Source organism: Patulibacter medicamentivorans, assembly GCF_000240225.1.
GTDB classification, from domain to species: domain Bacteria; phylum Actinomycetota; class Thermoleophilia; order Solirubrobacterales; family Solirubrobacteraceae; genus Patulibacter; species Patulibacter medicamentivorans.
Map to the genome: position 1 here is coordinate 1 of NZ_AGUD01000126.1, position 3,527 is coordinate 3,527.

4 protein-coding genes are annotated in these 3,527 nt (G+C 74.2%); 2 read left to right on the forward strand and 2 right to left on the reverse strand.

The features are described from left to right. The coding region (locus PAI11_RS09810; protein ID WP_050897184.1) for a polysaccharide deacetylase family protein at positions 1-797 on the forward strand (797 nt) is incomplete at its 5' end. A gap of 16 nt (positions 798-813) precedes the next feature. Here PAI11_RS09810 and thrC read toward each other — a convergent pair. Continuing rightward, positions 814-1,914, reverse strand: coding sequence for a threonine synthase (gene thrC / locus PAI11_RS09815; RefSeq protein ID WP_007573763.1), 1,101 nt, complete (start codon positions 1,912-1,914; stop codon positions 814-816). Further along, a complete protein-coding gene (locus tag PAI11_RS09820; protein ID WP_007573765.1) occupies positions 1,911-3,149 on the reverse strand; it encodes a homoserine dehydrogenase in 1,239 nt (412 codons plus the stop codon). The genes thrC and PAI11_RS09820 overlap by 4 nt, the downstream gene beginning before the upstream one ends. Before the next feature lie 107 nt (positions 3,150-3,256). Here PAI11_RS09820 and PAI11_RS09825 point away from each other — a divergent pair. Continuing rightward, positions 3,257-3,527, forward strand: a 271-nt coding sequence (locus PAI11_RS09825) for a DeoR family transcriptional regulator (RefSeq protein WP_040599596.1), incomplete at its 3' end; no start/stop codon positions are given.

Here is a 3,527-nt window from a genome sequence, read left to right on the forward strand (position 1 = left end):
CCGCCGCGCGGACCGTCGCCGCCGGGCGGACCACCGCGACGCGGCCGACCCCGCGCGACCGGACCGCCGGCTGGCCGGTCCAGGGCGCGGCCGCCCGCCGGGCCCGGGTGCCGATCCTGATGTACCACCTGATCGCCGAGGCGAAGGCCGGCACGCCGTTCCCCGAGCTGTGGGTGCCGCCGGCGCGCTTCCGCGAGCAGGTCGCGGCGCTGCGCGGCGCCGGCTTCACGGCGATCACGATGGCCGAGCTGTGGGCGGCCTGGCACGGCGACGGCCGCCTGCCCCGCCATCCCGTGGTCCTGAGCTTCGACGACGGCGACCTCTCGCAGGTCATGAACGCTGCCCCGGTGCTGAAGCGGATCGGCTGGCCGGGCGTCCTCAACCTGGCGGTCAACCACCTGAACGCGAAGGGCCTGCCGCGCTGGGGAGCGCGGCGGATGCTGCGCCAGGGCTGGGAGATCGGCTCGCACACGATCGACCACGCCGACCTGACGACGCTCGGCGCCGACGCCCTGCGCCGCGAGCTGGCCGGATCGCGCCGGCAGCTGAAGACCAGGCTCGGGATCGACGCCCGCTTCTTCTGCTATCCGGCGGGCCGCAACGACGCCACCGTCCGCGCCGCCGTGAAGGCCGCCGGCTACGACGCGGCGACGACCGTCGACCCCGGCCTGGCCGCCCGCGGTCAGGACCCCTACCTGCTGCCGCGGATCCGGGTCGAGCCGCAGACGACCGGCGCCCGGCTGGTGCAGCTGGCGCGCGGGACGGTGGCGGCGCCGGCGAGCGGCGGGCCGGCCTGAGCCGCGCCGCTCGGCCTCAGCCGACCAGCACCTTCTCGAGCGCCTTCAGCGTCGGCTCGCAGGGGATCACCGGCGGCGACTCGTCGAGCGCCGTCTGGGGGTCCTTGAGGCCGTGGCCGGTCAGCACGCAGACGATCCGCTGCGCGTCGCCGGCGCCGTGCTTCAGCAGCCCCGCGACCGAGGTCGCCGAGGCCGGCTCGCAGAAGACGCCCTCCTCGCGGGCCAGGAAGCGGTAGGCGTCGAGGATCTCCTCGTCGGTGCAGTCGTCGACCTTGCCGCCCGAGCCGACCATCGCCCCCATCGCCTCCTCCCAGCGCGCGGGGTTGCCGATCCGGATCGCCGAGGCGATCGTCTCGGGCTCGGGAACCATCTCGCCGCGGACCAGCGGGTTGGCGCCGTGGGCCTGGAACCCGAGCATCCGCGGGGACGCGCCGCTCTCCTGGAAGCCCTTCCAGTAGGCGGTGATGTTGCCGGCGTTGCCGACCGGGATGCAGAGCGCGTCGAGCCGCCCGTCGAGGTCCTCGAGGATCTCGAAGGCGGCCGTCTTCTGGCCCTCGACGCGGAAGTCGTTGACCGAGTTGACGAGCGCGATCGGGTGGATCTCGCTGATCGCCCGGACCAGTTCGAGCGCCTTGTCGAAGTTGCCGCGCAGGGCGACGACCTGGGCGCCGTGCATCAGCGCCTGGGCGAGCTTGCCGGCGGCGATCTTGCCGTCCGGGACCAGCACCACGCCGCGGATCCCCGCCCGCGAGGCGTAGGCGGCCAGCGACGCGGCGGTGTTGCCGGTCGAGGCGCAGATCACGGCCTCGGCCCCGTCGCGGACGGCGGCCGAGACGGCGGCGGTCATCCCGCGGTCCTTGAACGACCCGGTCGGGTTCAGGCCCTCGTACTTCAGGTGGACCTCGGCCCCGACCCGCTCGCTCAGGCGCGGGGCGAGGATCAGCGGCGTCGAGCCCTCGTTGAGGCTGACGATCGGGTCGCCGAGCTCGAACGGCAGCCGGTCGATGTAGCGCTCGATCAGGCCCATCCGGCGGATCGAGTCGCCGCCGGTCAGCCGATGCGCGGCCGCTCCGGCGACGGTCGGGCCGCCGGGCGGCGCGTCGATCTGGCCGGTCATCCCGCGAACTCCTCGTCGATCACGCGGATCGCCCGCGGCGGCGCGGTCACGAAGTCCTTGGCGGCGATCAGCTGGACCGCGCCGTAGAACCGCGACTCGAGCACCGGGTGGACGACCAGCACCAGCCGTGCGCCGGTCCCGGTGCCCTTCTGGACGACGCTCTTGACCGAGACGCCCTGGAGGCCGAGCACCTGGGCGACCTGGGCCAGCACGCCCGGCTTGTCGGCGACCTCGACGTGCAGGTAGAAGCTCGACGCGACGTCGTCGACGAACCCGAGCGTGTTGCGGGTCGGCGGCGTCTGGGCCGGCGGGATCATCGCGCTGATCACGTCCCCGATCACCGCGGTCGCGGTCTGCGGACCGCCGGCGCCGGGGCCCGAGAGCGTGATCTCGGTGATCGCCGGCGACTCGATCGTGACCGCGTTGAACGGGCCCTCGACGGAGGCCAGCGGGTGGCCCTTGTAGAGGAAGGCCGGGTGGACGCGGACCGCCAGCTCGTCGCCGATCCGCTCGGCGGTGCCGATCAGCCGCAGCGACAGGTCGAGGTCGCGGGCGTACTCGATGTCCTCGGTCGTCAGGTGGGCGATCCCCTCGTAGGGGACGTCGCTCAGGTGGACTGGCGTGTCGAAGGCCAGCCGGGCGAGGATCGCCATCTTGGCGGCCGCGTCCTTGCCGGTGACGTCGTCGGTCGGGTCGGCCTCGGCGTAGCCCAGCTGCTGGGCCTCGGCCAGGGCCTCCTCGTACGAGGCGCCGGTGGCGGCCATCTGGGTGAGGATGAAGTTGGTGGTGCCGTTGACGATCCCGTGCAGCCGCTCGACGGGGTGCCCGGTGAGCGACTCCTGCAGCACCCGGATCACCGGGACGACGCCGGCGACGGCCGCCTCGAACCGCAGCTGCACGCGGTGCTCGCGCGCCAGCGCCCACAGCTCCTCGCCGTGCTCGGCCAGCAGCTGCTTGTTGGCGGTGACGACGTGCTTGCCGGCCTCGATCGCCCGCGTGACGTAGGTGCGGGCGTCGTCGGTGCCGCCCATCACCTCGACGATCAGGTCGCTGCCGGCGAGGATCTCGTCGAAGTCCCCGCGACTGCGCGTGAGCACGCCGGAGATCTCGGGCCGGAGCCCGGTGACGTGGGCGATCGCGTCGGCGCTCTCGGGCAGCAGCTCGGCGACGGCGGAGCCGACGGTGCCGTGCCCGAGCAGGCCGACGCGGAACGGTGCGGGGGCGTCCGGCGTCATCGGACGCGGATCATGGCACGCACGGGCCCTCGCGGACGTCCCGTCCGTACGACCGTCGAGGCCCCGTTGCCGCACAAAGCCGCGAAATACGGCAGAATGATGCAGCGATGGCCGCCGACCTGCTCCCCGACGACCGCCTCGGCCGGATCCTCGACCTGCTCGAGGAGCATCGCGCGCTGCGGGCCAGCCACCTCGCCGAGCGGCTCGCGGTCTCGGTCGACACGATCCGCCGCGACCTCGACCGACTGGCGGCCGAGGGCCGGATCGAGCGGATCCGCGGCGGCGCCCGGGTGGCCGCGCCGACGCGGCCCGTTCCGCCGCCGCTGCACGAGCGGCTGGCCGCCCCCGATCCCGTCCGCGGCCGGCTCGCCGCGGCGG

Excerpts from the sequence above, each read along its gene's own strand:
- thrC (WP_007573763.1), bottom strand. The coding sequence starts at position 1,914 with ATGACCGGCCAGATCGACGCGCCGCCCGGCGGCCCGACCGTCGCCGGA.
- PAI11_RS09820 (WP_007573765.1), bottom strand. The coding sequence starts at position 3,149 with ATGACGCCGGACGCCCCCGCACCGTTCCGCGTCGGCCTGCTCGGGCAC.